The organism is Luteococcus sp. Sow4_B9, assembly GCF_052116585.1.
Classification (GTDB): Bacteria; Actinomycetota; Actinomycetes; order Propionibacteriales; family Propionibacteriaceae; genus Luteococcus.
This window is the reverse complement of sequence record NZ_JBQKKT010000006.1, coordinates 95,314-122,072: the sequence shown is the minus strand read 5'-3', so window position 1 is coordinate 122,072 and position 26,759 is coordinate 95,314. Positions and strand designations below refer to the sequence as shown.

Sequence of the window (26,759 nt, the reverse complement as noted above, 5' to 3'; positions counted from 1 at the left end):
AGAGTCTCCGGATGCCTCGTCCCTTCGTCAGGCCAGACGACGAAGAGGAATGCGATGAGCACCGATACGACGAGCACCCCCGACAATCCCGGTGCGGAGCCCAGTGGGCGTGCTGCGACGCAGGAGCAGCAGGGCGCAGGGCGCGGAGCGCGGGGGGTTCAAGGGGGGTCGTCCCCCCTTGCCTACAAGGCAGTCCCGGCCCAGATCGACCTGCCGGCCATGGAGCACGAGATCCTGGACTTCTGGCAGGCCAACAAGACCTTCGAGGCGACCTTGGCCAAGACCGCCGACGGAGAGCCGTGGACCTTCTACGAGGGCCCCCCGACGGCCAATGGCCAGCCCGGCACGCACCACATCGAGGCCCGCGTCTTCAAGGACGTCTTCCCCCGCTTCAAGACGATGCAGGGGCGTCGCGTGGACCGCAAGGCCGGCTGGGACTGCCACGGCCTGCCCGTCGAGCTGGCGGTCGAGAAGGAACTGGGTATCGACTCCAAGGACCAGATCGAGGACTTCGGCGTCGAGGCCTTCAATGCCAAGTGCCGCGAGAGCGTCAGCCGCCACGTCGGGCAGTTCGCAGAGCTCACCAACCGCATGGGCTACTGGGTGAACATGGACGAGGCCTACTGGACGATGGCCCCCGAGTACGTCGACAGCGAGTGGTGGGCGCTCAAGACCATCTTCGACAAAGGCCTGCTGGTGGAGGACTTCCGCGTCGCCCCCTACTGCCCCAATGACCAGACCGCGCTCAGCGACCACGAGCTGGCGCAGGGCTACGAGGACACCGTCGACACCACCGTCTTCGCCCGCTTCCCGCTCACCAGCGGCCCGTGGGCGGGCAAGGCCGACCTGGCGATCTGGACCACCACCCCCTGGACGCTGGTGGCCAATGTCACCGTCGCCGCCGGCGCCGACATCGACTACTGCATCGCCCGCAAGGAGGGCGAGACCCCCGTCGTGATCGCGGTCGAGAACGTGCCCACCGCCCTGGGGGAGGAGTGGATCGTCGCCGAGACCTTCAAGGGCTCCGAGATGGAGGGCTGGACCTACCAGCGGCCCTTCGACGCCATGGAACAGCCCGGCAAGGCCTTCTTCGTCGTGCTGGAGGACTACGTCGCCGTCGGTGAGGGCACCGGTCTGGTGCACCAGGCAATGGCCTTCGGCCAGGACGACTACGAGTCCAACAAGCGCCACGGGGTGGAGTTCGTCAACCCGATCGGCGCCAACGGCTGCTTCAAGGAGGGGACCGGCTTCGTCAGCGGCCTGTTCTTCAAGAAGGCCGACCCGGTCATCATCGACAAGCTGCGCGAGACGGGCCTGCTGCTGGGCACCCTGGACCACGAGCACCCCTACCCGCACTGCTGGCGCTGCCACACGCCGTTGATGTACTACGCCATGCCCAGCTGGTACATCCGCACCACGCAGCGCAAGGACCAGTTGCTCGCCGAGAACGAGAAGACCAACTGGTACCCCGAATCCATCAAGCACGGCCGCTTCGGCGACTGGCTGGAGAACAACATCGACTGGGCGCTGAGCCGCAGCCGCTACTGGGGCACGCCGCTGCCGGTGTGGCGCAACGACGAGGACCCCACCAAGGTGGTGTGCGTCGGTTCGCGCGCCGAGCTGTCCGAGCTGGCCGGCGACCCGTCGGTGGCCACGATGGACCCGCATCGTCCCTTCGTCGACGACGTGACCTTCACCCTGCCCGGGCACGGCGGCACCTACCGTCGTGTTCCCGAGGTGATCGACGCCTGGTTCGACTCGGGCTCGATGCCCTTCGCGCAGTGGGGTTTCCCGTGGGTTGAGGGCTCCAAGGAGAAGTTCGAGGCCAACTACCCGGCCGACTTCATCTGCGAGGCCACCGACCAGACCCGCGGCTGGTTCTACACGCTGATGGCGGTGAACACGCTGGTCTTCGACCAGTCCAGCTACAAGAACGTGCTCTGCCTGGGCCACATCCTGGCCGAGGACGGCCGCAAGATGAGCAAGCACCTGGGCAACATCCTGCTGCCCATCCCGTTGATGGACAAGCACGGCGCCGACGCGGTGCGCTGGTTCATGGCCGCCTCCGGTTCGCCGTGGGCCGCCCGTCGAGTGGGTGACGGCACCATCACCGAGACTGTCCGCAAGGTGCTGCTGACCTACTGGAACACCGTCGCCTTCCACGCCCTCTACGCGAATGCGAACAACTTCGTGCCGGGGGGAACGATCCCCCCGAACCCCCCTGCGCTCGCAGACCGTCACGTGCTGGACCGCTGGCTCACCTCCGCCACCAACAAGTTGGTGGTCGACGTCACCGAGGCGCTGGAGAACTTCGACACCCAGCACGCCGGCAGCCGGATCGCGACCTTCGTCGACGAGCTGAGCAACTGGTACGTGCGTCGCAGCCGCCGTCGCTTCTGGGACGGCGACCAGTCCGCGCTGACCACGCTGCACGAGACGCTTGAGGTGCTGACCCGGCTGATGGCGCCGTTGGTGCCCTTCATCACCGAACGCGTCTGGCAGGACCTGTTCGTCGCCGCCGATCCCGAGGCCTCGAAGTCGGTGCACCTGGCCGACTGGCCGGTCGCCGACACCTCGGTCATCGACGAGCAGCTGGACAAGGCGATGGACATGACCAAGCGCCTGGTGGAGCTGGGCCGCAGTGCCCGCGCCGAGGCCAAGGTGAAGACCCGCCAGCCGCTGGCCCGGATGCTGGTGCCCAGCTACGCCCACGCCCAGCTGGACGACAGCCTGGTGGCCGAGATCGCCGCCGAGCTGAACATCAACAGCATCGAGTCCTTCAGCTCGGCCGGCGACGTCGTCGACTACTCCGCCAAGGGCAACTTCCGTGCCCTGGGCAAGCGCTTCGCGAAGCAGACGCCGCTGGTGGCCAAGGCCATCGCGGAGGCTGACGCCGCCAAGCTGGCCGCCGATCTGACCGCCAACGGCACCGCTACGGTGGACTTCGACGGTGGCACCCAGGTGAGCGCCGACGAGGTGATCATCTCCGAGCGTCCGCGTGAGGGCTGGAGCGTGGTCAACGAGCAGGGTGAGACGGTGGCGCTGGACCTGCAGCTCACCCCGGAGCTGGTGCAGGCCGGTCTGGCCCGCGACGCCATCCGCTTCGTGCAGGAGACCCGCAAGGCCTCGGGGCTCGAGGTCAGCGACCGGATCCACCTGCAGTGGGCTGCCACCGGGGACCTGGCCTCGGCCATCTCGACCCACCAGCAGCTGATTGCCGACGAGGTGCTGGCCACCCAGATGGAGGCCGGCGTGCAGGGCGACGACTGGAAAGTGGAGCCCGAGCTGGGGCTGGCCGTGAAGGTTACCCGCCTCTGAGCGAGCCTGCCCGAACCGCCCGTCATCCTTCCTGAGGATGACGGGCGGTTTCCTTTACCCGAAGTTCATCGTCCGACGGCAACCCGACCTGCCGCCCCGGGCGTATTGGGGGTGAGGGGACGGACCTGCTGCCCCCTTTGTCGAGGAGGACATCGTGAACGCTAAGCGTCGTACCCAGTCACTGACCAGCCTCGCCTTGGGCGCGGCCATGGTCGCCGGTCTCCAGGTGGGCGCCGCTGCCCCCGCGCAGGCCGCTGGACCCAAGCAGCCAAGGCAGGTGGAGTTCACCAATTACGGCACCCGCGCCACCTTCACCCACGTCACCCTGACCGTCGGTTATCCCAAGAAGGTCTCCCGGACGGCGTGGGAGAGCACAGTCCAGGTCTGTGCCCGCGGCGCCGAGCCGGTGGCGATCGGCCCGGACACCTTCAGCTACACCGTCGCCGATGGCGACACCCGCATCTACCAGCCCAGTGCTGGTGAGACTGGCAAGGGCCTGGCCAACCAGTGGCTGCCGGCCGGCAAGTGCACCAGTGGCACCATCACCGCGACGGGCAGGGAGCCGCTCATGACCAGCTTCCACGATCTCGCCAGCAATGAGCGTGTCGACATCCTGCCCGCCACCGAGTGGGACGGAATCCCGAAGGTCGGCTGGCCGCGTTCCGCCGGTACGAGCAATTACTACGGAGACTTCACCAATGACAAGGTTGCCGACGTCGTCGGACTGTCGAAGGGTGAGGGCATCACCTATCGCACCGTCTCGGGGCCGGTCCTGTGGACGCTGGGCAAGCCCGGTCTCAAGGGGCTGAACTACCCCTACACGTGGATCGGCAAGTCTCCGGACATGGACCACAATGGCGCCTCGGAGATCCTGGCCCGCGACACCTCCGGAACGCTCTGGCAGCACCGGATGATGGGCAACAACCGGGCAGGTTTCCCCACGATCATCGGCTACGGCTTCAATGATGCCCGGCTGATGAGCGCCGTCAACGACGTCAACGGCGACGGCTACGCGGAGCTCTTCTCGGTGCGCTCCGACGGTCGTCTGATGCGCCAGGCGGTCAAGCCGATCCGCGTTTCCTCGCCGGTGCAGGTGGGCCGCAACTGGCAGGGCATCAAGCACATCCTGTCCGTCGGGGACTTCTCCGGCGACGGGCGGGCCGACCTGCTGGCGGTGACGCAGGACGGCAAGCTGATGCGCTACACACTGTCGAGCTCGGGCACGGTCGTGGCCACCCGGCAGGTCGGGCACGGCTGGAACAGCATGACCAAGGTGGTCAGCCCCGGTGACCTGAACCGGGACGGTCGACGCGACATGGTGGCCGTGCGGTCCGACGGCCACCTCTACTTCTACGCCAACCTGGGCGCAGGTCGGTGGGCTCCCGCGAAGAAGATCGGCACGAACTGGAACGGGATCCAGGCCATCGCCTGACCGTTCTGCTCCCGATCACCCTCGGGCAGCATGACGCGGGGGGGGCCCCCCCCCCCCGCGTCGTCACGGCGGGTCATGCACGTCTTGAAGCCTTGGCGGGGCACCCTTCCAACCAGGACGCGCAAGTGACAGTCTGGAGCCATGGACGAGCGCGCAGCTGACCGGCCCCTTCGGTGGGGCATCGCCGGTCCGGGCCGGATGGCCCAGGCCTTCGTGAAGGACTTCGCCCACGTCGACGGCGCGGTGCCGTATGCCGTGGGGTCGCGTGACGTGGCGCGGGCGCAGGCCTTCGCCGACGAATTCGGCCTGGAGCGGGCCTTCGGCAGCTATGCCGAGCTGTGCGCCTGCCCGGAGATCGACGTCGTCTACATCGCGACACCGCATCCGCAGCACAAGGCGATTGCCCTCGAGGCGATCGGCAATGGCAAGGCCGTCCTGGTGGAGAAGGCCTTTGCCACGACCCTGGCGGGTGCCCAGGAGATCGTCGATGCTGCCCGGGCGCAGCAGGTCTTTGCCATGGAGGCCATGTGGACCCGTTTCCAGCCAGTCGTGCGGGCACTGCATGACGTGGTCGACGCCGGCCAGCTGGGCACCATCCTCGGGGTGCAGGGCGACCTGTATGCCCAGCGGGACTTCAATCCCGACGACCGGCTGTTTGCCAAGGACCTCGGTGGTGGTGCGCTGCTGGATCTGGGTGTCTACGTCCTGCAGTTCGCGCAGGACTTCCTGGGCAGCCCCAGCGAGATGACCGTGCGGGGCACGTTGTACCCCAATGGGGTGGACGCCCAGGCTGGGATGGTGCTCAGCTATGACTCGGGCGCCCTGGCCACCCTGGCAGTCTCCCTGCAGTCCATGGGGCCGGGCAGGATGGTGGTGATGGGCGATCAGGGTTGGGCCGAGGTGAAGCCGCGCTTCCACCACCCGGACCGCGTGGTGGTGCACCGCAAGGGAGTCACCCCGCGCACGCTGGCCCTGCACCCGGACGGCACGGGCTATTCCCACGAGATCGTCGAGGTCAACCGTGCCCTGCGCGAGGGGCGGCTGGAGAGCGACATCATGCCGCTGTCCGACACGCTGGCCGTGATGGACCAGTTGGAGCAGGCGTTGCATGCCGTTGGCGTAAAGCACCCCGATCAGCCACTGTGATCGGGCAGGATGGTGTCATGAACATTTCGGTTGCGCTCAAGAACGAGAAGAAGCGATACGAGGCCACGGTCGACGGTCAGCTCGCCGGCACGCTCAGCTACGAGATCGAGGGCGACGTCCTCGACCTGCAGCACACCGTGGTGGAGCCCGCCCATGAGGGTCAGGGTGTGGGCGGTGAGCTCGTCAAGGGCGCGCTGGACCACATGCGCTCCATCGGCAAGAAGGCCAAGCCCACCTGCCCCTTCGTCGCCGACTGGATCCAGAAGAACCCCGAGTACCAGGACATGGTTGCCTGACCTCAGGTTCCCGCCCGCCGGGAGCTGAACTCGGCGGCCTTGGGACGGAACATCGTCGTTCTCGAACCACCACGCAGTACTCGAACTATTCAGCGGAGCCCTTGGGGAGCGCCTTCTGGTTGCCCGCCCCGAGGGCTTTCGCGTGTGTGCTCGAATCCTCGTCCCCGTCATGGTCCCCGTCGTCGTCATCCCCGAGCAGGGCAGCGGTGACCATCATGGGCACGAGCATGATCCACCAGTAGCGCCATCCGGTGGCAAAGCAGGCGATCACGGCCAAGGGGAAGGCGGCACCGGAGAGGCCCTGACGCCAGTTCCAGGCATTTCCAGTGGCCACAGGAGCGGCGGTCGGCTGCACGGGCTCCAGGGCAGGGCCGTCGCCGAAGGTGCGACGGCCAGGCAGTGGGGGAAGGTCCCCGAAAAGGAGCGCGAGGTCGGCCAGGGTGCGTGCCGCGAGTGCCGACGACATCCGCTCGTCGAACTCGCTGGCGTCAATCCGGCCCAGGGCGTGGTGCTCCCGCAACTGGGCCACGGCCTCGTCGCGTTCCTGGTCACCGATGCGATACCCACCTGAACCGTCCATGCTTCCAAGGCTAGGCCGTTCGGGTTCCACGTGCTTCCACACCCCGGATTGACTGCCCGTCCGGTCGGGGCGTCGGTACAGTGGCAGCTGGCTCCACGACCGGGGCCGGCAACCGGGAGGTGTCATGGGACGGATCGTCCAGAAGTTCGGTGGGTCATCGGTGGCTGATGCCGCCTCGATCAAGCGGGTCGCACGCCGCATCCTCAATGCGAAGCTGGCCGGCAATGACGTCGTGGTGGTCATCTCCGCCATGGGCGACACCACCGACGAGCTGATGGACCTGGCGCTGCAGGTCAGCCCGCAGCCCAAGGCGCGTGAGTTGGACATGCTGCTCACCACCGGCGAGCGCCAGAGCGCCGCCCTGCTGGCCATGGCGCTGAGTGATCTGGGCGCCGAGGCCCGTAGCTACACCGGCTCGCAGGCCGGCGTCATCACCACCGGCAAGCATGGCGACGCCCGCATCATCGACATCACACCCGGCCGCGTGGAGCAGGCGCTGGACGAGGGAAATGTCGTCATCGTCGCCGGCTTCCAGGGGGTTTCACAGACCACCAAGGACGTCACGACCCTGGGCCGTGGCGCCTCGGACACCACCGCGGTGGCGCTGGCTGCTGCGCTCGGTGCGGAGTACGTCGAGATCTACTCCGACGTCGACGGTGTGTTCACCGCCGATCCCCGGATCGTGCCCGGCGCGCGGCACATCCCCGTGATCAGTTATGAGGAGATGCTGGAGATGGCGGCCAATGGCGCCAAGATCCTGCACCTGCGCTGCGTCGAGTACGCGCGACGCGAGAATGTCCCCGTCCACGTCCGTTCGTCCTTCTCTGACAAGCCCGGCACCTGGGTGAAGGACCTCCCCGCATCGTCGACCGACACCGAAGGAAGCAAGATGGAACAAGCACTGATCACCGGCGTCGCCCATGACCGCACCGAGGCCAAGATCACCGTCGTCGGTGTGCCGGACCGTCCGGGCGAGGCGGCCGAGATCTTCGACACCATCGCACGCAACGAGATCAACATCGACATGATCGTGCAGAACGTCTCCCAGGTGGCCAGCGGTCGCACCGACATCTCCTTCACCCTGCCCAGCAGCGATGGCCGCAAGGCCATCGAGGTGCTCAACGCCGCCCAGGAGCAGATCAAGTTCGAGGAGCTGCTGTACGACGACCAGATCGGCAAGGTCTCGGTGATCGGCGTCGGCATGCGCTCACACCCGGGCGTGACGGCCTCCTTCTTCCGCTCGCTGGCCGACGCCGACATCAACATCGACATGATCTCCACCTCCGAGATCCGCATCTCCGTGGTGGTCGACGCCGACCAGGTGGACGCCGCCGTCCGTGCCGCGCACACCGCCTTCGGCCTGGATGCCGATGGCGAGGCGGTCGTCTACGCCGGCACCGGCAGGTGACGAACCCGAAGGACACGTCGTCGCCCCAGGGCTTCGGGCCCGATGACGACACCATGACTTTCGACGCGGTCGGCCGACCGCGTCGAGGTCATTGGGACGTGTCCTTCGCCGGCACGGAGGTGGCCGATGCCACCCAGACCGTGGTGATCGACACCCGCGCCGGGGACGACGACGCTGCGTCCGTGGCGGCGCCGGTACGCGCGGTGACCGAGACCGACGACGAGTCGGAGCCGGGCGGCACGCCCGCGGTGCGCAAACAGTCCCTGGGGCGGGCCAGCGCGATCATGGCGATGGGATCGCTGGTCAGCCGCATTCTGGGCCTGGGCCGGCAGTACCTCTTTGCCCAAGTGGTGGCGGCCTCGGCCGTGGCGACGGCCTTCAATGTGGCCAACACCATGCCGAACTACCTGTTGATGGTGCTGAACGCGGGCATCCTCAATGCCGTCCTGATTCCGCAGATCACCCGGGCGATGAAGGACGACGACGGCGGGCAGGTCTTCGTCGACAAACTCCTCACCGCGGCCTTCGGTGCCATTGCGCTGCTCACGGTGGCCGCCACGGCGGCGGTGCCCTGGCTGATCCAGTGGACGAACAAGCAGGACGGCGACGCGCTGCGGCTGTCCATCATGTTCGGCTTCATCTGCATGCCGCAGATCCTCTTCTACGGCCTCTACTCCGTGCTGGGCAATGTGCTCAACGCGCGGGACCAGTTCGCCGCCTTCATGTGGGCGCCGGCGCTGGCCAATGTGGTGCAGATCGGCGGTCTGGGCTATTTCCTGTGGCGCTGGGGGCTGCAGACCAATCCGAGCACGTGGACCCCGGAGATGGTCTGGACGCTGGCCGGAAGCACCACTCTGGGCATTGCGGTGCAGGCCTTCATCCTGGTGCCGCCCCTGGTCAAGGGCGGCTTCCGGTATCGGCCCCGCTTCGGTCTGCGGGGCTCCGGTTTGGGGGAAGCCTCTCGCATGGTGGGGTGGACCTTCAGTGCGCTGCTGGTCTCACTGGCCGGTGGACTGATCGTGCAGATCGTGCTGACCTCGCTGCCCGACCAGCCGGGCGTCGGCGGTTTCGCCTCGTACAACTTCGCCATGCTGATCTTCACGCTGCCGCACGGCCTGATCACGGTGAGCATCCTGACGGCGCTCTTTCCCCAGATGAGTCGCAGCTGGCAGGACGGCGACGTGGCGGGTCTGCGTCGGCTGGTCAACAAGGCGCTTAGCACCCCGGCCGTGGCCATCATCCCGGCAAGCATCGCGATGATCGTGCTGGCGCGGCCGCTGGTCGACGTGATGCTGCGCCTGCCCGCAGGCCAGTCCGAGCCCGTGGTGCTGGCCCTGCAGATCATGTGCCTGGGCATCCTGGGCTATGGCATCAGTGTGCTGCAGCAGCGCTACTGCTATGCCCGCGGCGAGGGCCGCGACAACTTCCTCTACCAGGGCCTGTTGACGCTGGTGCAGGTGCTCTGCGCCGTGCTGGGCGTCTGGCTGGCGCCCGATCGCTGGGTGCTCCCGATCGTGGCCATGGGCGTCGTGGTGGGCAATTGGGGGCAGTCACTGCTGTGGATGGCCGTGGCGCGTCGCCAGCTGGATGGGCTGGGTCTGCATGAGGTGGTGCGCCTGTGGACCCGTTTGCTGATCGCCTCCCTGCTGGCCGGCGGCACGGCCTGGCTGGCCGTCTACGGAATGTCCGGCTTCGGACGCTCCTGGCTGCTCTCGGTCCTCACCTGTGCCGTGGCTGGACTGTGCTTCGGGCTCGTCTTCCTGGCTGCCGCACGGTTGATGCGCATCCGCGAGGTCGACGGGATGCTGGCGCCCGTGCTGCGCCGCCTCAAGCTGGCCTGAGCGCCGCAGCCTGGTCGAGTTCGTTCGGTCCAGCTGCGGGCAGCTGCCCGCCCCAAGGTGAATCCACACCAAAAGCCACATGCTCGCGCCGTCCCGGGCATCGCCGCCCGGGTGCCGGAGCCCGAGAATCCTTGCCAGCAACGGATTCGCGATCGATTCCCCAGGGCAACAGAAAGGCCCCGGATTGCGTTTCCGGGGCCTTCCTTGGTGCAAGTTCCGCTCGGGGGTTCGGAACTTGCGATGAAGGAACAGCACTCGGGGGATTGCTGTTCCGTTGTGTCGATGACGCTCGGGGGTTCGTCATCTGTTGATAACTCTATGCAGACCGTGCGACTGAGTCAATGTGAGAAGGGCTTCTACAGCTCGTATTCAGTTGTTAAGTATTAAGTCCTTCTAGTTCAAAGATTTGTTGAAGATTTTATCGTCAATACTTGAACTATCGCTCAACTTGTGGGTCGCACATGAGCCTCGCCGAAGATATCAGGGCCGGGCACCGTCCGCCAAGAATCCGGTGATTCCCTGTCCAGTCTCGTTTTCCGGGGTCAAACCTGGTCGCCGGAGGGGAGTGGTGCCGAGTGCTCGCCTGGAGAAGATGAATCTCGTGGACTCAATGATCACCATCATGTCGCACTGCCCCGAGAGGTGGTCATCAGGGGTCAGCTCCCGGCATCCTGTGGGGTTCAGTAACCGATTCAGATGTCCGAATATCTGCGTTCGGAGTTCTGGGCCTCTGCTCGTCCACGGCTCACTGACCACCGGCTGGGTGGACATGAGGAAGGGCGTGGATTCCAGTGGAATCCACGCCCTTCCTCATGCTGGTCGGGGTGACAGGATTTGAACCTGCGACCTCGTCGTCCCGAACGACGCGCGCTACCAAGCTGCGCCACACCCCGTCCTGCTGGCCCTTGGGCCGTGGAACACTGTATCCCACTTTCCTCTTGGAAGACCAATCGACGCGCCTGCGCCGGCGGCGGTCGCCTCCCTCGGAGGCGGGCTCAGCGGCTGACCAGTGTCAGCAAGGTCGCCTCCGGGCGGCACGCAATGCGATATGGCGCGTACGGTGACGATCCCATGCCGGCCGAGACATGCATCCAGCTGGTGTGCTGGCTGCCGTCGGAGGTCCGCGCGGTGTGCTGGCTCAGGCCCTTGACCCGTTCCGTGTCCAGATCGCAGTTGGTGACCAGCGCACCCTTGAAGGGGAGGCAGACCTGCCCGCCGTGCGTGTGGCCGGCGAAGATCATGTCCATCCGGTCTGCCGTCATCGCGTCCAGCAGCCGCAGGTACGGCGCATGGGTCACCGCGATGTTCAGCAGCGCATCGGCCACGGGCGGGCCAGCGACCTCGGAGTAGTCGTCGCGCTTCAGGTGGGCGTCATCCGTGCCGCGGAAGGCCAGACGTCGTCCGTCAACCGTCACCTCCGCACGACGCTGGTTGAGGTCGGCCCAGCCGCGCGCCGTCATCGCCGCCCGCAGGTCGTCGAAGGGCAGCGCGGGGTGGTCGTGCTCGTCCACCTTCGACGGCCCGGCCAAGTACTTGGCCGGGTTCTTGAAGGCCGGCATCGTGTAGTCATTGGAGCCAAAGACGAAGACGCCCGGGACGTCCAGCAACCGGCCCCACGCATCCAGCAGCGGTTCCATCGCGTCGGGGGAGCAGAAGTTGTCTCCGGTGTTGACCACCAGGTCTGGCTCCAGCCCGGCCAGGCTCGCCACCCATTCCAGCTTTCCCTTCTGGCGGGGCAGCAGGTGGATGTCGCTCATGTGCAGCACCCGGATGGGGCGTTCACCGTCTGGGAGCACCGGCACTTCAACCCGGCGCAGCGTGAACTGCTGCGCCTCCCAGAGGCCATAGCCCAGGGCACCAGCCCCTGTGGCCACTCCGGCCAGGGCCACCTTTGCGGCCGTGCGCATCAGGCGCTCGCCTTGGCTGTGGGCTTGGCAGCCGCCGTCGTCCTGGCGGCCGCGGTCTGCTTCGTCGTGGGCCTGGTGGCCGCGGTCTTCTTGGCGGTCGGCTTGGCCGTGGGCTTGGGTGCCGTGGTGGTCTTCTTGGTCGTGGGCTTGGGGGCCGTGGTGGTCGTCTTGGCCGTGGGCTTGGGGGCCGTGGTGGTCTTCTTGGCCGTCGGCTTGGCGGTCGGCTTCCAGGTGGACTTCTTGGTCTCCTTGGCAGTGGCCTTCTTCGTCGGCTCGGGCTTCGGCTTGGGTCGCGGCCCCTGCGAAACGTAGAAGGTGATCGGCTTGTTGGTGTCCCAGGTGCCCTTGTTGGGCCAGGCGTAGAGATAGGTGCCGTAGCTGTAGTCGCTGTACTGATAGGCGGTCTCGGTGCCGAATCCGGCGGCCTCCACCGCGGCCATGGCCTCCTTCATGTCCATCCCCTTGATGTTGGGGATGGAGAGCTTCTTGCCCTCGATGATCTTGCCGCTCGGCTTGTGGAACTTCGTCTTCGCGACGCCGTCCAGCGCGGCCTCCATGGAGGCCTTCCAGATCTTGCCTGCGTCGCCGGAGCCGGAGCCGGACAGCCAGCAACCACCATCGCCACAGTCGGTGCCGTGGATCCGCTTGCCGGTGATGGAGCGCTTCGCGCGACCCTTGTACTCCGGGGCCTGCTTGTCTGCGGCGATCATGGAGACGCCCGCCATGTCCGGGGTGTAGCCGGCCAGCCAGACGGCCTCGGCCGAGTCCGTGGTACCGGTCTTGGCGGCCTGGTCACGCCCGTCGCCCATGTAGGCGGGGCGGGCCGTGCCGGACTCGATCGTGCGCTTGAGCATCTTGGTCACCTGGTCGGCAACATCCGGGTTGATCGTCTGCTTGCAATTGGCGGACGGAACCGGTGACTCCTTGCCGGCCTTGGTCTTGACCGACTTGATGATGATCGGATCGCAACGCACACCGCGGTTGGCGAGGGTGGCGTAGGCCTGGGTCATCGACAGCGGCGTGACCTCCACCGGGCCCAGCGTGAACGAGACGACCTTGTCGAAGCCCATCACGCCGCCGCTGCCAGGAACCTCGTCCTTGAGCAGGTCCTTGCCGTCGGCGCGCTCCACGCCCGCGGCCTGGGCCATCTTCACCACATCGCAGTTGCCAGTGGCGCGCTGCAACTGCACGAAGTAGGTGTTGATGGACTTCATCGTGGCCTGCTCCATGTCGAAGTTGCCCACGCCCGTCGAGTTCTTGGGGGTGTAGGCCGGCGACTTGAAGGGGCCCTCGCAGGACCGGAAGGTCGAGCCGGTGAAGTCCATCGGTGACGGGGAGTTGTACTTGCGCGTCGGCGGGATGCCCTTGTTGATGGCTGCGGCCGCCGTGAAGACCTTGAAGGTTGAGCCGGCCTGGTAGCCCTCGGCCCCGCCCATGGACCGGTTGACCGAGTAGTTGTACCAGGTCTGGCCGGGCTTGTCTCCGAGCTTCGTGCGGTTCTGGGCCATGGCGACGATCAGACCGGTCTTGGGCTGGATCAACACCGAGGTGGAGATGAACGGGTCGGTGGGGGCGATGCGTCGGGACACGGCCTTCTCGGCAGCGGACTGCGCCTTCGGGTCGATCAGGGTCTGGATGGTCAGGCCGCCGCGCTTGAGCGTGTTGTCACGCTCCTCCTTCGTCTTGCCCAGGCTCTTGAACTGGTCGCTGAGCAGCACATTCTTCACGTACTGGCACATGGTCTGGAAGCGGGAGTCCGTGCAGTCGTTCTTGGGCTCCTGCACCTTGGACCGGTCGAAGCCCTTCTTCTTGGCGGCCGCGGCCTCGTCCTGGGTGATCTTGCCCAACTGCGCCATGCGGTTCAGCACCATGTTGCGGCGGGTCAGGGCGGCGCTCTCGTGCGCAATCGGATCCGTGACGGCCGGGTTCTGCACCAGGCCGGCCAGCAGAGCTGCCTGGTCCAGGGTCAGCTTCTCGGCCGTGGTGTTGAAGTAGCGCTTGGCGGCCGCTTCGACGCCGTAGGCGCCGGCGCCGTAGTAGGCAATGTTCAGGTAACGCTCAAGGATCTGGTCCTTCGTGAGCTTCTTCTCCACCGCGACGGCGTAGCGCAGCTCCCGAATCTTGCGGGTCAGGGACTGCTCGGTCGCCTTGGCCGCGGCCTCTTCGTCGTTGTTGTACATGGCGGCCTCAACCTGCACCTGCTTCACGTACTGCTGGGTGAGCGTGGAGCCACCCTGGGTGGTGCCGGAGGCGCTGCGCACGGCGGCGCGGGCGGTGCCCTCGAAGTCGATGGCACCGTGCTGGTAGAAGCGGTGGTCCTCGATGGCGATCTGCGCGGCCTGCATGACCGGCGCGATCTTCTTCAGTGGCACGTACACGCGGTTCTCGGAGTAGAATTCGGCCAACACGCTGCCGTCGGCCATGAGCACCTTGGAGCGCTCCGACTGGGGGCCGATCTCGAGCTCGGCCGGCAGTGACTCGAGCGACTCGGCGCTCGCCTTCGCCACGGAGCCGGTGATCCACGCATAGGGCAGCACGAGGCCCGCCACGAGCAGGCCGCAGATGACGCTCAGTGCGGCGAACCATCCCAGGTGGTAAGCATTGCTGCCGGTCTTGCGTGAAGTCATGGTGACAAGAGTACGTGAGGACTCGCCTCAGGCTGGTGAATGAGGGGTCGCCGCGGGCGTCTGGGAGCATCTGGTGGGCAGTTGTCCCGATGTACTTGGGTCATTGTCCCCACTCGGTGCACGTGAGGCCCACGTCGTCTGTCTGGTGGGCCGCGGGATTGTCACAACCGTTGTGACGGACTACATTCAACTCGAAAGCCACCTGACAAGCTACGGCGGTTACTTCCAGCGCGGGAAGGAGAACAGGGCATGAGCCTGACAGAGCCTGACGACTGGACCCTTCTTGCCCGGTGTCGAGGGATGGAGGACGCACTCTTCCCCGAGGGCAAGGATCAGAAGCGCGCCCGAGTGGTGTGCATGGGATGCCCGGTGCGCAGCACATGCCTGGCCGAGGCACTCGACAATCGCATCGAGTGGGGTGTCTGGGGTGGGCTGACCGAACGTGAACGTCGCCAGCTCCTGCGCCAGCGGCCGGACGTTCCCTCGTGGGCGGCCGTGCTCGAGGGCGTGGAAGACATCGATGCCGCCACCGGCCGTCCGGGTCTCACCCTGTTGCAGGGCGGTGGTCGTCGCGTGGTCGAGCGGGCCGGCGCCGAGCGCGCTCGCGCCTGACACAACCGCCCCCTGACTGCGCCCAGTGCCAGGGCGGCGCTCAGTGCCAGGCGGCGCGCGGGATCAGATCTCGCAGACCAGCTCCACCTCGACGGGGGCATCCAGCGGGAGCACGCTGACCCCCACGGCGCTTCGCACGTGCTGGCCCTGCGCACCGAAGACCTCACCCATCAGCTCACTGACGCCATTGGCGACGGCCGGCTGGCCGGTGAAGGACGGGTCCGAGGCGACGAAGACCGTCACCTTGAGGATCCTGCTGATCTCGTCGAGACCGCCAGCGGCCTGGGCGGCAGCGGCGATCGCATTCAGGCCCGCGATCCGTGCCTGTGCCTTGGCGTCCTCCGGGGTGATCTGCGTGCCCACCTTGCCCGTGGCCTGCAGCGTCCCGTCGACGAAGGGCAGCTGCCCCGACGTCCAGACGTGGTTGCCCAGCACCATGGCCGGCACATAGGCCGCGACGGGGGCGGCAACCGGCGGAAGCGTGATGCCCAGCTCCTGGAGGCGGCTGGTGGCCGACATCACTTGTCCTCGAGGATGGGGCGCTTGAAGTAGCCCACCAGGGTGTCGGGATTCGGCCCCGGGACCAGCTGCACGAGCTCCCAGCCCTCCGAGCCGAAATTGTTCAGGATCTGCTGGCTCACGTGGCTCAGCACGGGTGCGGTGAAGTATTCCCACTTGGTCATGCCACGAGCTTAGTGGGCCGCGAGGAGCCCCCGACAGTCTTGGCCGCCGTGAATGCGGTGGCGAGGCCTGTACTGGGGCAGTCGATGCGGGATCAGACGATTTGGGGTCAGTCGATCCGGGCCCGCAGCCGGGCGGCGTCGCGGATGACCACGCTCTTGCCGCTCATGGTGATCCACTTGCGGCCGGCGAAGTCCGTCAGCACCTTGTTCACGGTCTCGCGGCTGGCTCCCACCATCTGGGCGAGCTCTGCCTGGGTGAGGTCGTGGTGCACCTCGGTTCCGCGTTCGGTGGCGACGCCGAAGCGCTCACCGAGGGTGAGCAGCAGGTAGGCCATGCGGCCCGGGACGTCGCTGAGGACCAGACCGGAGATGATCTCGTTGGAGACCCGAACCCGGTGCGCCATCTGGTGCATCATGGCGTTGGCAATGTCGTGGTGCTCCTGAATGAGCTTCAGCATCGGCTCCCGCGGCACGTGGTACAGCCGACAGTCGAGCATCGCCGTGGCGGTGGTGCTGCGCTGACCACCGTCAAGCACGGACAGCTCGCCGAACATCTCGCCCGGCCCGATGAGGGAGAGCAGCGATTCCCGCGGTGCCGGGGCCGTGGGGCGACCCTTGCGGGTGATGGTGGCGGTGGGCTGCGGCTGCCGGGAGGGCTTGGTGAGCTTCACCTTGCCCATGGCCAGCACGTACAGGCCGAGCGCCTCGTCGCCGCTGCGGAAGAGGATCTCCCCACGGCTCAATGACAGGGGTTGGACGAACTCATCCAGGGCCTGGCGAGAGCTGGGCTCTAGGTTCTGGAAGAGCGGCAGACGCGCCAGAAGCTCCTCGTGCATGATCCCCCTTCATCGGATGACAAGAGCACGGTGACCGTCAGTCTAGTGGTCTTCCTCACTTCCTGGTGCACATGGGGTCCTCGTGTGGCACGGTGCCACGCCTACTGGGCGCCGCCTTGCTTTGGCGCCCCCACTAGGCTGCGGGCGTGGACGAACGAGAAGGGCCCCTCGCAGATGGCTCAACTGATGAGTTTCCTGCCGAGTTGGGTGGGGAGTCTCCAGATCACGGAGCGGCGCTGCGCGAGCGGGCGAACCGCGCCAACCAACTCCTGGCCCTGCAATACCCACAGGCCCGGTGCGAGCTGGACTTTCGCGATCCCTACGAGCTGCTGGTGGCCACCGTCCTCTCGGCCCAGAGCACGGACAAGCGGGTGAACCTGGTCACGCCGGCGCTCTTCGCACGTTTTCCTGATGCCACTGCCATGAGCCAGGCCAGTCCTGCGGAGGTGGAGGAGATCATTCGTCCGACGGGCTTCTTCCGGGCCAAGACCGAATCGCTGATCGGCCTCAGCGCCCGCATCGTCGATGAATTCGACGGGCAGGTGCCAGACACGCTCGAGGAGCTTGTGACGTTGCCGGGCGTGGGCCGAAAGACGGCCAATGTGGTGCTGGGAAATGCCTTCGGCGTGCCGGGGATCACCCCGGACACCCACTTCATGCGCGTCGCCCGGCGCCTTGGCTGGACGGCGGCCACTCGCCCCGATCCGATCGAACAGGAGGTGGGAGAGCTCTTCGACCCCGCTGACTGGGTGCAGCTGTGCCACAACGTGATCTGGCATGGCCGTCGGCGCTGTCACGCCCGTCGCCCTGCCTGCGGCGCGTGCACGCTGGCCACGCTGTGCCCGGCCTATGGTGAAGGGGAGACCGATCCGGTCAAGGCCGCCAAGCTCGTGAGGGAGCCCAGAGGATGAGACACCTGACCCGCACCGCCCTGCTGGCCCTCGCGCTCGTGGTCACCGCGTGCAGCCCGGCCACAGATGAGGCGAGCGTTCCCAGCATCACGGTCTCCGGCCAGCCGGACAGCCAACGCTCGCTGGCACCGGGCGAGGTCCTCGGCGCTCGACAGGAGGCCGGCATCGATGCCTGCCCTGCCAGCGACGCCAAGGCAACCCAGCGGGAAGGGGGGCTGCCGGCCGTGACGCTGGACTGCCTGGGCGGTGACAGCACGGTGAACCTGGCCGGTCTGCCCACCGGAAAGCCCCGCGTGATCAACATCTGGGCCCAGTGGTGCCAGCCCTGCGCCGAGGAGGCGCCCAGCTTTGCCCAGGTGGCGCGGGAGACCCGCGGCCAAGTGGACTTCCTGGGCATCAACTACGGAGATCCCTTCGTCGGCAAGGCGATCGACTTTGCGGTGGAGCACCAGACGCTGTACCCGCAGTTGGTCGACCCCGAGCAGACGGTGCGCGCTCCTCTGAAGGTTCCCGGCCCGCCGCAGACCTACTTCGTCGATGCGCAGGGCACGCTGGTGCACCACTCCACGACGGTGTACAAGACCCCGGACGCCCTGCGGGCCGACGTGGAGAAGTACCTCGGGGTCACGGCGTCATGACCGAGCCGATCGGTCCCATCGAACCGGTGCTGGCCGACCCGCGGCAACTGCCGCAGGAGCTGGGCGGTCTCACCGACTCCCTGGGCGACGCCGAACAGCTCGTCGAACGGGTCACGGCTCCCCGCCCCACCCGGCCCGGATCCCGTCGGGCCGCGGTGCTGATGATGATCGGCGAGGAGGAGCTGGACCTCACCTTCACCGAACGCTCGGCCATCATGCGCAAGCACCCCGGCCAGATCTCCTTCCCCGGCGGTGCGCTGGAGGAGGGAGAGGGCCCCGTCGAGGCCGCCCTGCGGGAGGCCCATGAGGAGATCGGCCTGGCGCCGTCGCGGGCCAAGGTGATGGGACGTCTGCCGGCGGCCCACGTGGCCGCCAGTGCCTTCGACGTCGCGGGCATTGTCGCGGCCTGGGATGGTGAGGGAGACAGCACCATCACGCCCGTGGACGCGCGTGAAGTGGCGGCCATCCACCGCTACCGGATCGAGGACCTGGCCGATCCGCAGAACCGCGTGACGGCCGTGCTCCCCAATGGGTACAGCGGGCCGGCCTTCAGCATGGGTGAGATCTTCATCTGGGGCTTCACGGCGCATCTGACCGACTGCCTGCTGGACCTGGGCGGCTGGCGTCGGGCCTGGAATCCCAACCTGCAGGTGGAGGTTCCCCAGCGTTTCCTGCGCGACAGGTCCGGCCCGCCCAAGGGCTGGAAGGGGCCGAGCGCCCGGCCTTCCTGACCGTCTGGAATGATCGGGGCATGACTGCTCAGCGACCCGGAAACAACCTCGCCAACCGCCCCGACGACTGGTGGAAGAGCGCGGTGGTGTACCAGATCTACCCCCGCAGCTTCTGCGACTCCGATGGTGACGGCATCGGCGACATTCGCGGCATCATCTCCCGGCTGGACCACCTGGCGGCCCTCGGCGTCGACGCAGTCTGGATGAGCCCCGCCTACAAGAGCCCCCAGGACGACAACGGCTATGACATCAGCGACTACCAGGACATCGACCCCCTCTTCGGCAGCCTGGCGGACCTCGACGAGCTCATCGACGGGTTGCACAGCCGCGGGATGAAGCTGGTGATGGACCTGGTGGTCAACCACACCTCCGACGAGCACCCCTGGTTCCAGGAGAGTCGGGACCGCACCTCCGCCAAGGCCGACTGGTACTGGTGGGCCGATGCCCGGGAGGGCTTCGAGCCCGGCGCTCCCGGGGCGGAGCCGACCAACTGGGCCAGCGCTTTCAGCGGCCCGGCCTGGCACTACGACGAGCAGCGCGGCCAGTACTACCTGCACCTGTTCAGCCGCAAGCAGCCCGACCTCAACTGGGAGAACCCCGAGGTGCGCCAGGCGGTGTACGACATGATGTCGTGGTGGGTCGAGCGTGGCGTCGACGGCTTCCGGATGGACGTCATCAACCTGATCAGCAAGGAACTCCCGCTGGCCGACGGCGTGACGGTGCCGGGTCAGGCGCTGAGCTTCACCGGCTCCTACGTGGACGGGCCGCGGATGGACGAATTCCTGCACGAGATGAACCAGCAGGTGCTGGCCGGGCAGAACCTGCTCACCGTCGGTGAATGCCCCGGCGTCAGTGTGGAGCAGGCCAGCAAGTACACCGACCCTGCCCGGGCAGAGGTCGGGATGGTCTTCCAGTTCGAGCACATGGGGCTCGACGAGCAGCCGGGCATGGGCAAGTGGGCGCTCAAGCCGCTGCACCTGCCGGACCTCAAGGCGAACCTGGCCAAGTGGCAGCACGGGCTCGAGGGCCGCGGGTGGAATTCCCTCTACTGGGACAACCACGACCAGCCACGCATCGTCAGCCGCTGGGGCGATGACTCGCCGCAGCACCGGGTCAACTCCGCCAAGACCTTGGCCACGGTGCTGCACCTGCAGAAGGGCACGCCGTACATCTACCAGGGCGAGGAGATCGGCATGACCAATGCCGGGTTCACGTCGATCGAGCAGTATCGCGACATCGAGGTGCTCAACCACTGGGCCGAGGCCACAGCCCTGGGCGCGGATGGCGAGCAGCTGCTGGAGAGCTACCGGGTGAAGAGCCGTGACAATGCCCGCACCCCGGTGCTGTGGGATTCCAGCGAGAAGGCCGGCTTCACCACGGGCGAGCCCTGGATCGAGATCAACCAGAACCGCGACGTGATCAATGTCGAGGCGGCAGTGGCGGATCCGAACTCGGTCTTCCACCACTACCGGAAGTTGATCGCCCTTCGTCACGAACTCGACGTGGTGCGTGATGGTGTCTTTGCCCTGCTGGAACCCGAGCACGAGCAGCTCTTCGCCTTCACCCGTTCCCTGGCCGACGAGAGCCTGTTGGTGCTGGCGAACATGTCGAGCACCGACTGCGAGATCCCGGGGGACCTGCGCCGAGCCGGTGAGCTGCTGCTGGGCACGCACGACGAGCGGGCCGAGGACCGTCTGGCACCGTGGGAGTCGAGGATCATCCGCCTGGGCTGACCACCGGCCAGGGCACGACAGGAGGGCCGCACCCGATCCGGGTGTGGCCCTCCTGCTGCTGGTCAGCTGGTGGTGATGTGGCTCACTTCAGCGCGTCGGCGCTGGTGGCACCGCCCGTGGCACGCGCCGGGGTGGTGGGCACATCGGTGCGCTGGGCGGGGAAGGTGGTGGCGACGTCCTTGGCGGCGCGCTTGGCGCTGGCCAGACCCTTGCGGTCGCGGATGTTGGCCTCGACCTCGTTCACACCACGGTTCAGCGAGTCCTTCAACGTGGCGACGGTGACCTTGGCCTCCTGGATGGTGGCCTCCGGTGCCTTGACCTGCTTCATCTTGCCCTTGCCGATCATCGCGAGGATGCCGGCCAGGATCAGCAGAACCAGCGCCATGGCCACGAAACCCAGTGCGACGGAGGCCAGCGGGCCCCAGCCGAACAGGTGGGAGAACCACAGGGCGAAGCCGACGCCGCCGGCCAGGAAGAGCAGGGAGGCAGCGTTGGCGGCCAGGTAACCGGCCGCGCCGAACATGCCGCCACCGACGCCCGCCGCCTTGGCTGCCGGAACCACCTCGGCCTTGGCCAGTGCGATGTTGTCCATCACGACTGACTTGGTGTCCACCTTCAGGTTGTCGACGAAGGTCTTCGGATTCTGCCGCTCGGCCATGTGTTCAGCTCCTCAAAGTGTGCTGTGCTCCAGACACAGCCTAGACGCACCGGCTCACGAAGGGCACCTCATGGGCGCTCACTGGGACACTGCATCGTGGGCATTACTCCGACGGCGTAACAGGAAGCCGCCCACCAGGGCGGACAGCAGGGAGGCCATCAGCACGGCGGCCTTGGCGCTCTGGGCAGACTCCAGATCGCCCGGGAAGGCCAGGTCAGAGATCAGCAGGGAGACGGTGAAGCCGATGCCGCACAGGACCGCTGTGCCCGCGATGTCGCCCCACTGGACGCCGGGGGCCAGCTCCGCTGAGGTGAACCGCGCTGTCAGGCGGGCAGCACTGTAGACGCCGACGAACTTGCCGACGAACAGGCCGAGCAGGACCCCCAGTGGCACTGGATTGCTCACCAGCGAACGCATCATCTCGCCGTTGACCGGAACTCCGGCCGCGAAGAAGGCGAAGACGGGCACCACCAGACCGGCCGACCAGGGTTCGATGGCGTGCTTCCAGCGGTCCACCGGGTCATGCTCCTCGAACTCGTCGGTGCGCGTCACCAGACCCAGCGCAACGCCGGCGATGGTGGCGTGCACACCGGACTGCAGCATCAGCCACCAGGCCGCGATGCCCAGCACGATGTAGAGCCACACGGTGTCGATCCTGCGGCGCTGCGCCAGGGCGAACAGCGCGACGCAGACCAGGGCGCCCAGCAGCTTCAGCAGTGAGATGCCGCTGGAGAAGAAGACTGCGATCACGATGATGGCGCCCAGGTCGTCGACGATGGCCAGCGTCAGCAGGAAGGCCCGCACGCCCAGTGGCAGCTGGGATCCGACGATGGCCAGCACCGCCAGGGCGAAGGCGATGTCGGTGGCCATCGGGATGCCCCAGCCGTGCAGGTTGCCGTCGCCGAAGGCGTTGACGCCGACGTAGATCAGCGCGGGCACCGCCATGCCGCCCAGCGCCGCCATGATCGGCAGCAGCGCATCGGCTGGCCGGCTCAGGGATCCCTCGACGATCTCTCGCTTGAGTTCGAGGCCCGCGACGAAGAAGAAGATGGTGAGCAGGCCGTCGGCCGCCCACTGGTGCAGGCTGAGCGGTCCCAGCTGGAGGTGGGACAGGTGCTCGTAGAAGCTGGGCGCCAGGTTGGCCACCAGCAGTGCCGCCGCAGTGGCCACGAGCATCAGGATGCCTCCCACGGTCTCCCGCCGGAGGATTTCTCCCAGGTGGAGCTGGTTGGCTTCCCGGCCGGGGCCAAAGGCGATGCGGCGGCGGGGATGGCGTCGGGCGCCCGTGTCCTGGGGCGTCGAAGGCTCCCCGGGGGTCGTGCCGGACGTGTTGTCGTGCTGAGAGGTCATGGTGCGCAATCTGGGTCGTTGGACAGGGCCGCCGACCAGACTTCCCGGCACACCAATGGGGAAATTCTACAGGCAACGGCTAGAGCGGTATGACCAGTCCGGTGTCGTTGATCTCGATCGGGGCAGTGAGTTCCACGTGGTCAACCCAGGCCCGCCAGACCGTCAGCGTGTACGGCAGGCGCAGGTCATCGGCGCCCGGAACCGCGCTGTCGTAGAGTTCGGCGGCCTCGGCCAGCACCATCTGGCGCAGTTCGTCGTCCAGGGCGGCGACGGCAGGCTGCTGGCGCACCATGGCCAGCAGGGTGGGGCGGTCAACTGGTTGCCACACGCGGAAGCTGCGTTGCTCCACCTCAGGGAAGTACTTGCTGGTGCACAGCGCTCCCATGGAATCGTGGCCGTAGTTCCCCCGCATGGCATTCTCATCCACCTGGCGCAGCAGCTTGACCAGCCGCTTGACCCACGGCACCGAGTCGTCGCGGACCAAGTAGGAGGTGCACGCCACGCCGCCGGGGCGCAGCACACGCGCCATCTCGCTCAGCACCAGACCGGGGGCGAAGCGGTGGAAGACCTGGTGACAGGTGATCGCGTCGAACTGGCAGGGCTCGAAGGGGAGGGCCTCGGCCTCGGCCGCGACGGCAACCATGCGTCCGTCGGCGCGATAGCGCTCAACCTGCTTGCGGGACTTGTCGAGGGCGAAGAGCGTGTGACCGCGGGAGGCGAGCAGCGTGGGGAGCGCCGCACCACCGCCCAGGTTGAGCACGCGGGCAGGCTGGGTGCCGACCATCCAGTCGATGGCCTGACCTGGGAACTGGCTGCGTCGGGGGGAAGGCATGACGGCAACTCTATGGGGTCTGGAGAGCGGCTCGGGGTGACGCCACGGCCGGCGGGTTGTCCACAGGCAGCGTTGTCCACAGCCCAGCCTGCAGCGTGAACGCAGGACAGGGTCGGATGCACATGACGTCGGTATGACAGTTCTGGAGACGGTTCCCCTGGTGATTGCCCGGGAACCCCGGATGATCGAGGCGATCCTTGCGGCCTCAGCCTCCACCGGGGTCCATCCGGAGGTGGTGCGTGACCTGCCCCGCGTACGAGCGGCGTGGCGAAGCGCCCCGTGCGTGGTGGTCTCGGTGGAGATGGCGGCCGCGGTCTGCGGCCTGGGTCTGGAGCCGCGCAGCCGGGTGCACCTGGTGGGCGACGACGTGGAGCAGCTGGCCGCATGGTCGCCCGTGCTGGAGGCGGCCGTCCTGGCGCTTCCGCAGCACACCTCGGCGCTGGCCCAGGCTCTGGGGCAAGGCGACCGTGCGGTGGGGCAGGCCCGCGTGGTGCGCGTGGTGTCCGGTTCGGGCGGGCTGGGTGTGAGCACCCTGTGTTGCGCCCTGGCCCAGCAGGCATCCGCACGGGGCTTGCGCTCCGCAGTGGTGGAACTCGACCCGGAAGGCGGAGGGCTGGACCTGCTCTTTGGAGCGGAGAATGCCCCGGGATGGCGGTGGCATGACCTGCGTTCCGCCAGCGGCCGGCTGGAAAGGCTCGACGGGAACCTGCCCAATGTCTCGGGCGTGGACATCGTGGCCCATGCTGGTCCCGGCCGCGCAGCTCGGGGTGGTTCGGCACCCAGACCCGAAGCGGTCGCATCGGTCCTGCAGTGTCTCTCCCGAACCCATGATCTGGTGGTCCTGGACGCCGGACATGGCAATGCGCTTTCGGACGGCCTGCCCGGCCAGCGTCAGCTGCTCGCCGTCGGAGCCGACGTCCGCGCCGTCATGGCGGCGCGGGCCAGGGCCGAGACCCTCGGCTTGCACGACATCGAGCTGGTGGTGCGCACCGGGCCGGGACGGCGGCTGGCACCACAACTGGTGGCGGAGACCCTGGGCGTTCCCTTGCTGGGCGAGGTGGGGCAGGACCTCTCCGTGGTGCGGGCGGCCGAACAAGGGCGTCCCCTGCGCCCGCGCCGCTGGGGACACGCCCGGCAGGTCGCCCGCATCCTCGACGCTCTGGTGGCGTGATGGCCAGCGCTGCAGAAGACCTGGAACTGGTGCGCCTGCGACTGGCAGCCCTGGGGCGGCCACACCAACCGGCCGACGTGGCGCACGCCCTGCGCTCCCTGGGAATGGTGGTCTCCGACGCGCTGGTCCTGGACACCCTCGAGGCCCTGCGCCGCACCAGCGTCGGCGCAGGGCCTCTCGAACCACTGCTGCAGGAGCCGGGCGTCACCGATGTCCTGGTCAACGGTTCCGGTCAGGTCTGGGTGGACCGTGGTCGCGGTCTGGAAAGGGCCGATCTGACCTTCGCCGATGACGACGAGGTGCGCCGGCTGGCCGTCCGGCTGGCAGCTGCGGCCGGCCGACGACTGGACGAGGCCAGTCCCTGCGTCGACGCGCGCCTGCCCGACGGGACGCGCGTGCACGCCGTCTTGGCCAGCATCGCCGCTCCCGGCACCTGCATCTCCTTGCGTGTTCCTTCCCGCCGGTCGCTGACCCTGGATGACTGGGTGGAGGGCGGCGCCATGTCCCGGGAGTGCGCAGACATCCTGCAGGCAGTGGTGGACCGGCGCATCTCCTACCTGGTCTCGGGCGGAACCGGCTCGGGAAAGACCACGCTGCTGTCGTCCATGCTGTCGCTGGTGCCAGAGGGCGAACGCCTGCTGGTGGTGGAGGATTCCCGCGAGCTCACCCCGCGTCATCCACACTGCGTCCGGTTGGAAGCTCGTCAGCCCAATGCCGAGGGCGTTGGGGCCGTCACGCTCACCCACCTGGTGCGGCAGGCGCTGCGCATGCGCCCGGACCGGCTGGTGGTGGGCGAGGTGCGGGGTGCGGAACTCGTGGACCTCCTGGCCGCACTGAACACTGGGCACGAGGGCGGGTGCGGCACCGTGCACGCGAACTCCGTGACTGATGTGCCGGCTCGTCTGGAATCCCTCGCCGCCCTGGGTGGCATGGGGCGCGAGGCCTGCCACGCCCAGGTGGCATCGGCCATCCGGCTGGTGGTGCACGTGCGACGGGGTGCCGAGGGCAGGCGACGGGTCTCCCAGATCGGTGTGGTCAAGCGCAATGAGAAGCACCAGGTGGAGGTGGTGGAGGCCTTGGCCTGCGACGCCGAACTGGCCATGTCCAAGGGGCCGGGCTGGGCGGATCTGGTGGAGGCGCTGCGATGACGAGCATCGCGTGGGCAGGAAGCCTCTTGATGGCAGCGGCAGTGGGGCTGTGGTTGGGACCGCGGCCCCACGTGCCACCGGCGCCGTTGGAGTGGGGCAGCACGGATGGGGAAGCCGGGCCCCCGGGCCCACCGACGCGGGCGGATCGGCCCCGACGCTGGCTGCGTTGGTGCCTGGCGGCGGGCGGGGTTGTGGGGGTGCTGGTGGTGTGCGCCGCCGTGGGCGGTGCCAACCTGGTGTGCTGGGCTGTCACGGCAGCAGCGTTGGGGCTCACCGTGGGGGGACTCGGCTGGCAGCGTCTGCAGCAGAGGCGGGCGGACCGATCGGCGGCCGAGGTTGCCCAGGGGATGCGGGTGCTCGCCGCCCAGTTGCGCATTGGTGCTGTGCCGGGTCAGGCCCTCCAGCGGGCGGCGGAGCAGACCAGTGCCTTTGAGCGACCCGCCGCCACGCTGGCGATCGGCGGAGATCCCGCTGCCGCCCTGCGACGCGCTGCCGAGGCTCCGGGGCATGAGGCGATCCTGGGGCTGGCCCGCGCGTGGGAACTGTGCGAACGCACCGGGGCCCCCATTGCGGAACTGGCTGCGCGGGCCGGGGAGCAGGCGCGAGAGGAGCGCGCGAGCAGCGAACTCGTCGAGGCGGAGCTTGCGGGGCCACGCGCCACGGCTCGGCTCCTGGCGTTGCTGCCGCTGGTGGGCATTGGCCTGGGGCGGGTGGTGGGGGCCGACCCCGTGGGATTCCTGCTGGGGCAGCTGCCCGGGCAGGTGTGCCTGATGGCGGGGGTGGTGCTGGCCTGCGCGGGGGTGTGGTGGACCGAACTGATGGCTGTGTCTGCACGAAGGGGTTGAGATGACAGTGGCGAGGGTCTTGACGGGATTGACGACGACCTGCCCGTGGGGGACGG

General features: G+C 67.6%; 23 protein-coding genes and 1 tRNA gene. 14 read left to right on the top strand and 10 right to left on the bottom strand.

What is annotated here, in order from left to right:
- Nucleotides 1-54 precede the first annotated feature (54 nt).
- The 4 genes from ileS (at nt 55) to ACTQ49_RS06025 (ending at nt 6,192) form a co-directional block, all read left to right on the top strand.
- Nucleotides 55-3,318 carry an isoleucine--tRNA ligase gene (gene ileS, locus ACTQ49_RS06040; RefSeq protein ID WP_441826944.1) on the top strand — a complete coding sequence of 1,088 codons (3,264 nt, stop codon included), beginning with the start codon at nt 55-57 and terminating at the stop codon, nt 3,316-3,318.
- 154 nt (nt 3,319-3,472) lie between these two features.
- Nucleotides 3,473-4,750, top strand: coding sequence for an FG-GAP repeat domain-containing protein (locus ACTQ49_RS06035; RefSeq protein ID WP_441826943.1), 1,278 nt, complete (start codon nt 3,473-3,475; stop codon nt 4,748-4,750).
- A 141-nt stretch (nt 4,751-4,891) separates the two neighbouring features.
- Nucleotides 4,892-5,896: a Gfo/Idh/MocA family protein gene (locus ACTQ49_RS06030; protein WP_441826942.1), complete on the top strand. Its 1,005-nt coding sequence runs from the start codon at nt 4,892-4,894 to the stop codon at nt 5,894-5,896.
- A 17-nt stretch (nt 5,897-5,913) separates the two neighbouring features.
- Nucleotides 5,914-6,192, top strand: a complete 279-nt coding sequence (locus ACTQ49_RS06025) for a GNAT family N-acetyltransferase (RefSeq protein WP_441826941.1) — start codon at nt 5,914-5,916, stop codon at nt 6,190-6,192.
- Nucleotides 6,193-6,277: 85 nt separating this feature from the next.
- On the opposite strand, the gene ACTQ49_RS06020 is transcribed toward ACTQ49_RS06025, so the two are convergent.
- On the bottom strand, nt 6,278-6,772 hold the full coding sequence (locus ACTQ49_RS06020; RefSeq protein ID WP_441826940.1) for a DUF1707 SHOCT-like domain-containing protein: 495 nt from the start codon (nt 6,770-6,772) through the stop codon (nt 6,278-6,280).
- A gap of 124 nt (nt 6,773-6,896) precedes the next feature.
- On the opposite strand from ACTQ49_RS06020, the gene ACTQ49_RS06015 reads away from it, so the two are divergent.
- Together ACTQ49_RS06015 and murJ are read left to right on the top strand one after the other, a co-directional pair.
- Entirely contained in the window at nt 6,897-8,180 is a 1,284-nt protein-coding gene (locus ACTQ49_RS06015) for an aspartate kinase (protein ID WP_441826939.1), read from the top strand.
- 53 nt (nt 8,181-8,233) lie between these two features.
- On the top strand, nt 8,234-10,021 hold the full coding sequence (gene murJ, locus ACTQ49_RS06010) for a murein biosynthesis integral membrane protein MurJ (protein WP_441826938.1): 1,788 nt from the start codon (nt 8,234-8,236) through the stop codon (nt 10,019-10,021).
- Nucleotides 10,022-10,837: 816 nt separating this feature from the next.
- Here the strand turns inward: murJ and ACTQ49_RS06005 are convergent.
- The 3 genes from ACTQ49_RS06005 to ACTQ49_RS05995 all read right to left on the bottom strand — a co-directional run bounded on the left by ACTQ49_RS06005 (nt 10,838) and on the right by ACTQ49_RS05995 (nt 14,555).
- Nucleotides 10,838-10,914: transfer RNA gene (locus tag ACTQ49_RS06005), tRNA-Pro, on the bottom strand.
- A 102-nt stretch (nt 10,915-11,016) separates the two neighbouring features.
- Entirely contained in the window at nt 11,017-11,928 is a 912-nt protein-coding gene (locus ACTQ49_RS06000) for a metallophosphoesterase (RefSeq protein WP_441826937.1), read from the bottom strand.
- Nucleotides 11,928-14,555 (bottom strand): transglycosylase domain-containing protein, encoded by a 2,628-nt coding sequence (locus tag ACTQ49_RS05995; protein WP_441826936.1) that lies wholly within the window; start codon nt 14,553-14,555, stop codon nt 11,928-11,930. The genes ACTQ49_RS06000 and ACTQ49_RS05995 overlap by 1 nt, the downstream gene beginning before the upstream one ends.
- 249 nt (nt 14,556-14,804) lie before the next feature.
- Here ACTQ49_RS05995 and ACTQ49_RS05990 point away from each other — a divergent pair, with 249 nt between their 5' ends.
- Nucleotides 14,805-15,167 (top strand): WhiB family transcriptional regulator, encoded by a 363-nt coding sequence (locus ACTQ49_RS05990; protein ID WP_441826935.1) that lies wholly within the window; start codon nt 14,805-14,807, stop codon nt 15,165-15,167.
- Nucleotides 15,168-15,230: 63 nt separating this feature from the next.
- On the opposite strand, the gene ACTQ49_RS05985 is transcribed toward ACTQ49_RS05990, so the two are convergent.
- The 3 genes from ACTQ49_RS05985 to ACTQ49_RS05975 form a co-directional block, all read right to left on the bottom strand.
- Nucleotides 15,231-15,686: a RidA family protein gene (locus tag ACTQ49_RS05985; RefSeq protein ID WP_441826934.1), complete on the bottom strand. Its 456-nt coding sequence runs from the start codon at nt 15,684-15,686 to the stop codon at nt 15,231-15,233.
- Entirely contained in the window at nt 15,686-15,850 is a 165-nt protein-coding gene (locus ACTQ49_RS05980) for a DUF4177 domain-containing protein (RefSeq protein ID WP_441826933.1), read from the bottom strand. The genes ACTQ49_RS05985 and ACTQ49_RS05980 overlap by 1 nt, the downstream gene beginning before the upstream one ends.
- Before the next feature lie 107 nt (nt 15,851-15,957).
- Nucleotides 15,958-16,686: a Crp/Fnr family transcriptional regulator gene (locus ACTQ49_RS05975; RefSeq protein ID WP_441826932.1), complete on the bottom strand. Its 729-nt coding sequence runs from the start codon at nt 16,684-16,686 to the stop codon at nt 15,958-15,960.
- Nucleotides 16,687-16,922: 236 nt separating this feature from the next.
- Here ACTQ49_RS05975 and nth point away from each other — a divergent pair, with 236 nt between their 5' ends.
- Genes nth through ACTQ49_RS05955 form a run of 4 tightly spaced genes read left to right on the top strand, consistent with a single transcriptional unit; the run spans nt 16,923 to nt 20,699 of the window.
- Nucleotides 16,923-17,597: an endonuclease III gene (gene nth / locus ACTQ49_RS05970; RefSeq protein WP_441826974.1), complete on the top strand. Its 675-nt coding sequence runs from the start codon at nt 16,923-16,925 to the stop codon at nt 17,595-17,597.
- Nucleotides 17,594-18,235 (top strand): TlpA family protein disulfide reductase, encoded by a 642-nt coding sequence (locus tag ACTQ49_RS05965; RefSeq protein WP_441826931.1) that lies wholly within the window; start codon nt 17,594-17,596, stop codon nt 18,233-18,235. The genes nth and ACTQ49_RS05965 overlap by 4 nt, the downstream gene beginning before the upstream one ends.
- Complete coding sequence (locus ACTQ49_RS05960; protein ID WP_441826930.1) at nt 18,232-18,966, top strand: NUDIX hydrolase; 735 nt, start codon at nt 18,232-18,234, stop codon at nt 18,964-18,966. Before ACTQ49_RS05965 ends, ACTQ49_RS05960 begins: the two co-directional genes overlap by 4 nt.
- Before the next feature lie 20 nt (nt 18,967-18,986).
- Nucleotides 18,987-20,699 (top strand): alpha-glucosidase, encoded by a 1,713-nt coding sequence (locus ACTQ49_RS05955; protein WP_441826929.1) that lies wholly within the window; start codon nt 18,987-18,989, stop codon nt 20,697-20,699.
- Nucleotides 20,700-20,781: 82 nt separating this feature from the next.
- Here ACTQ49_RS05955 and ACTQ49_RS05950 read toward each other — a convergent pair whose 3' ends face one another.
- The 3 genes from ACTQ49_RS05950 to ACTQ49_RS05940 all read right to left on the bottom strand — a co-directional run bounded on the left by ACTQ49_RS05950 (nt 20,782) and on the right by ACTQ49_RS05940 (nt 23,539).
- Nucleotides 20,782-21,357, bottom strand: a complete 576-nt coding sequence (locus ACTQ49_RS05950) for a phage holin family protein (protein ID WP_441826928.1) — start codon at nt 21,355-21,357, stop codon at nt 20,782-20,784.
- A 78-nt stretch (nt 21,358-21,435) separates the two neighbouring features.
- Nucleotides 21,436-22,707 carry a Na+/H+ antiporter NhaA gene (gene nhaA / locus ACTQ49_RS05945; protein ID WP_441826927.1) on the bottom strand — a complete coding sequence of 424 codons (1,272 nt, stop codon included), beginning with the start codon at nt 22,705-22,707 and terminating at the stop codon, nt 21,436-21,438.
- A gap of 79 nt (nt 22,708-22,786) precedes the next feature.
- A complete protein-coding gene (locus ACTQ49_RS05940) occupies nt 22,787-23,539 on the bottom strand; it encodes a class I SAM-dependent methyltransferase (RefSeq protein WP_441826926.1) in 753 nt (250 codons plus the stop codon).
- A 133-nt stretch (nt 23,540-23,672) separates the two neighbouring features.
- On the opposite strand from ACTQ49_RS05940, the gene ssd reads away from it, so the two are divergent.
- The 3 genes from ssd to ACTQ49_RS05925 are packed head-to-tail and all read left to right on the top strand — an operon-like array spanning nt 23,673 to nt 26,703.
- Nucleotides 23,673-24,710 carry a septum site-determining protein Ssd gene (gene ssd, locus ACTQ49_RS05935; protein ID WP_441826925.1) on the top strand — a complete coding sequence of 346 codons (1,038 nt, stop codon included), beginning with the start codon at nt 23,673-23,675 and terminating at the stop codon, nt 24,708-24,710.
- On the top strand, nt 24,710-25,858 hold the full coding sequence (locus ACTQ49_RS05930) for a TadA family conjugal transfer-associated ATPase (RefSeq protein WP_441826924.1): 1,149 nt from the start codon (nt 24,710-24,712) through the stop codon (nt 25,856-25,858). Before ssd ends, ACTQ49_RS05930 begins: the two co-directional genes overlap by 1 nt.
- The gene (locus tag ACTQ49_RS05925) at nt 25,855-26,703 is read left to right on the top strand and encodes a type II secretion system F family protein (protein ID WP_441826923.1); all 849 of its coding nucleotides are present in this window, start codon (nt 25,855-25,857) and stop codon (nt 26,701-26,703) included. Before ACTQ49_RS05930 ends, ACTQ49_RS05925 begins: the two co-directional genes overlap by 4 nt.
- The last annotated feature ends 56 nt before the right edge of the window (nt 26,704-26,759 follow it).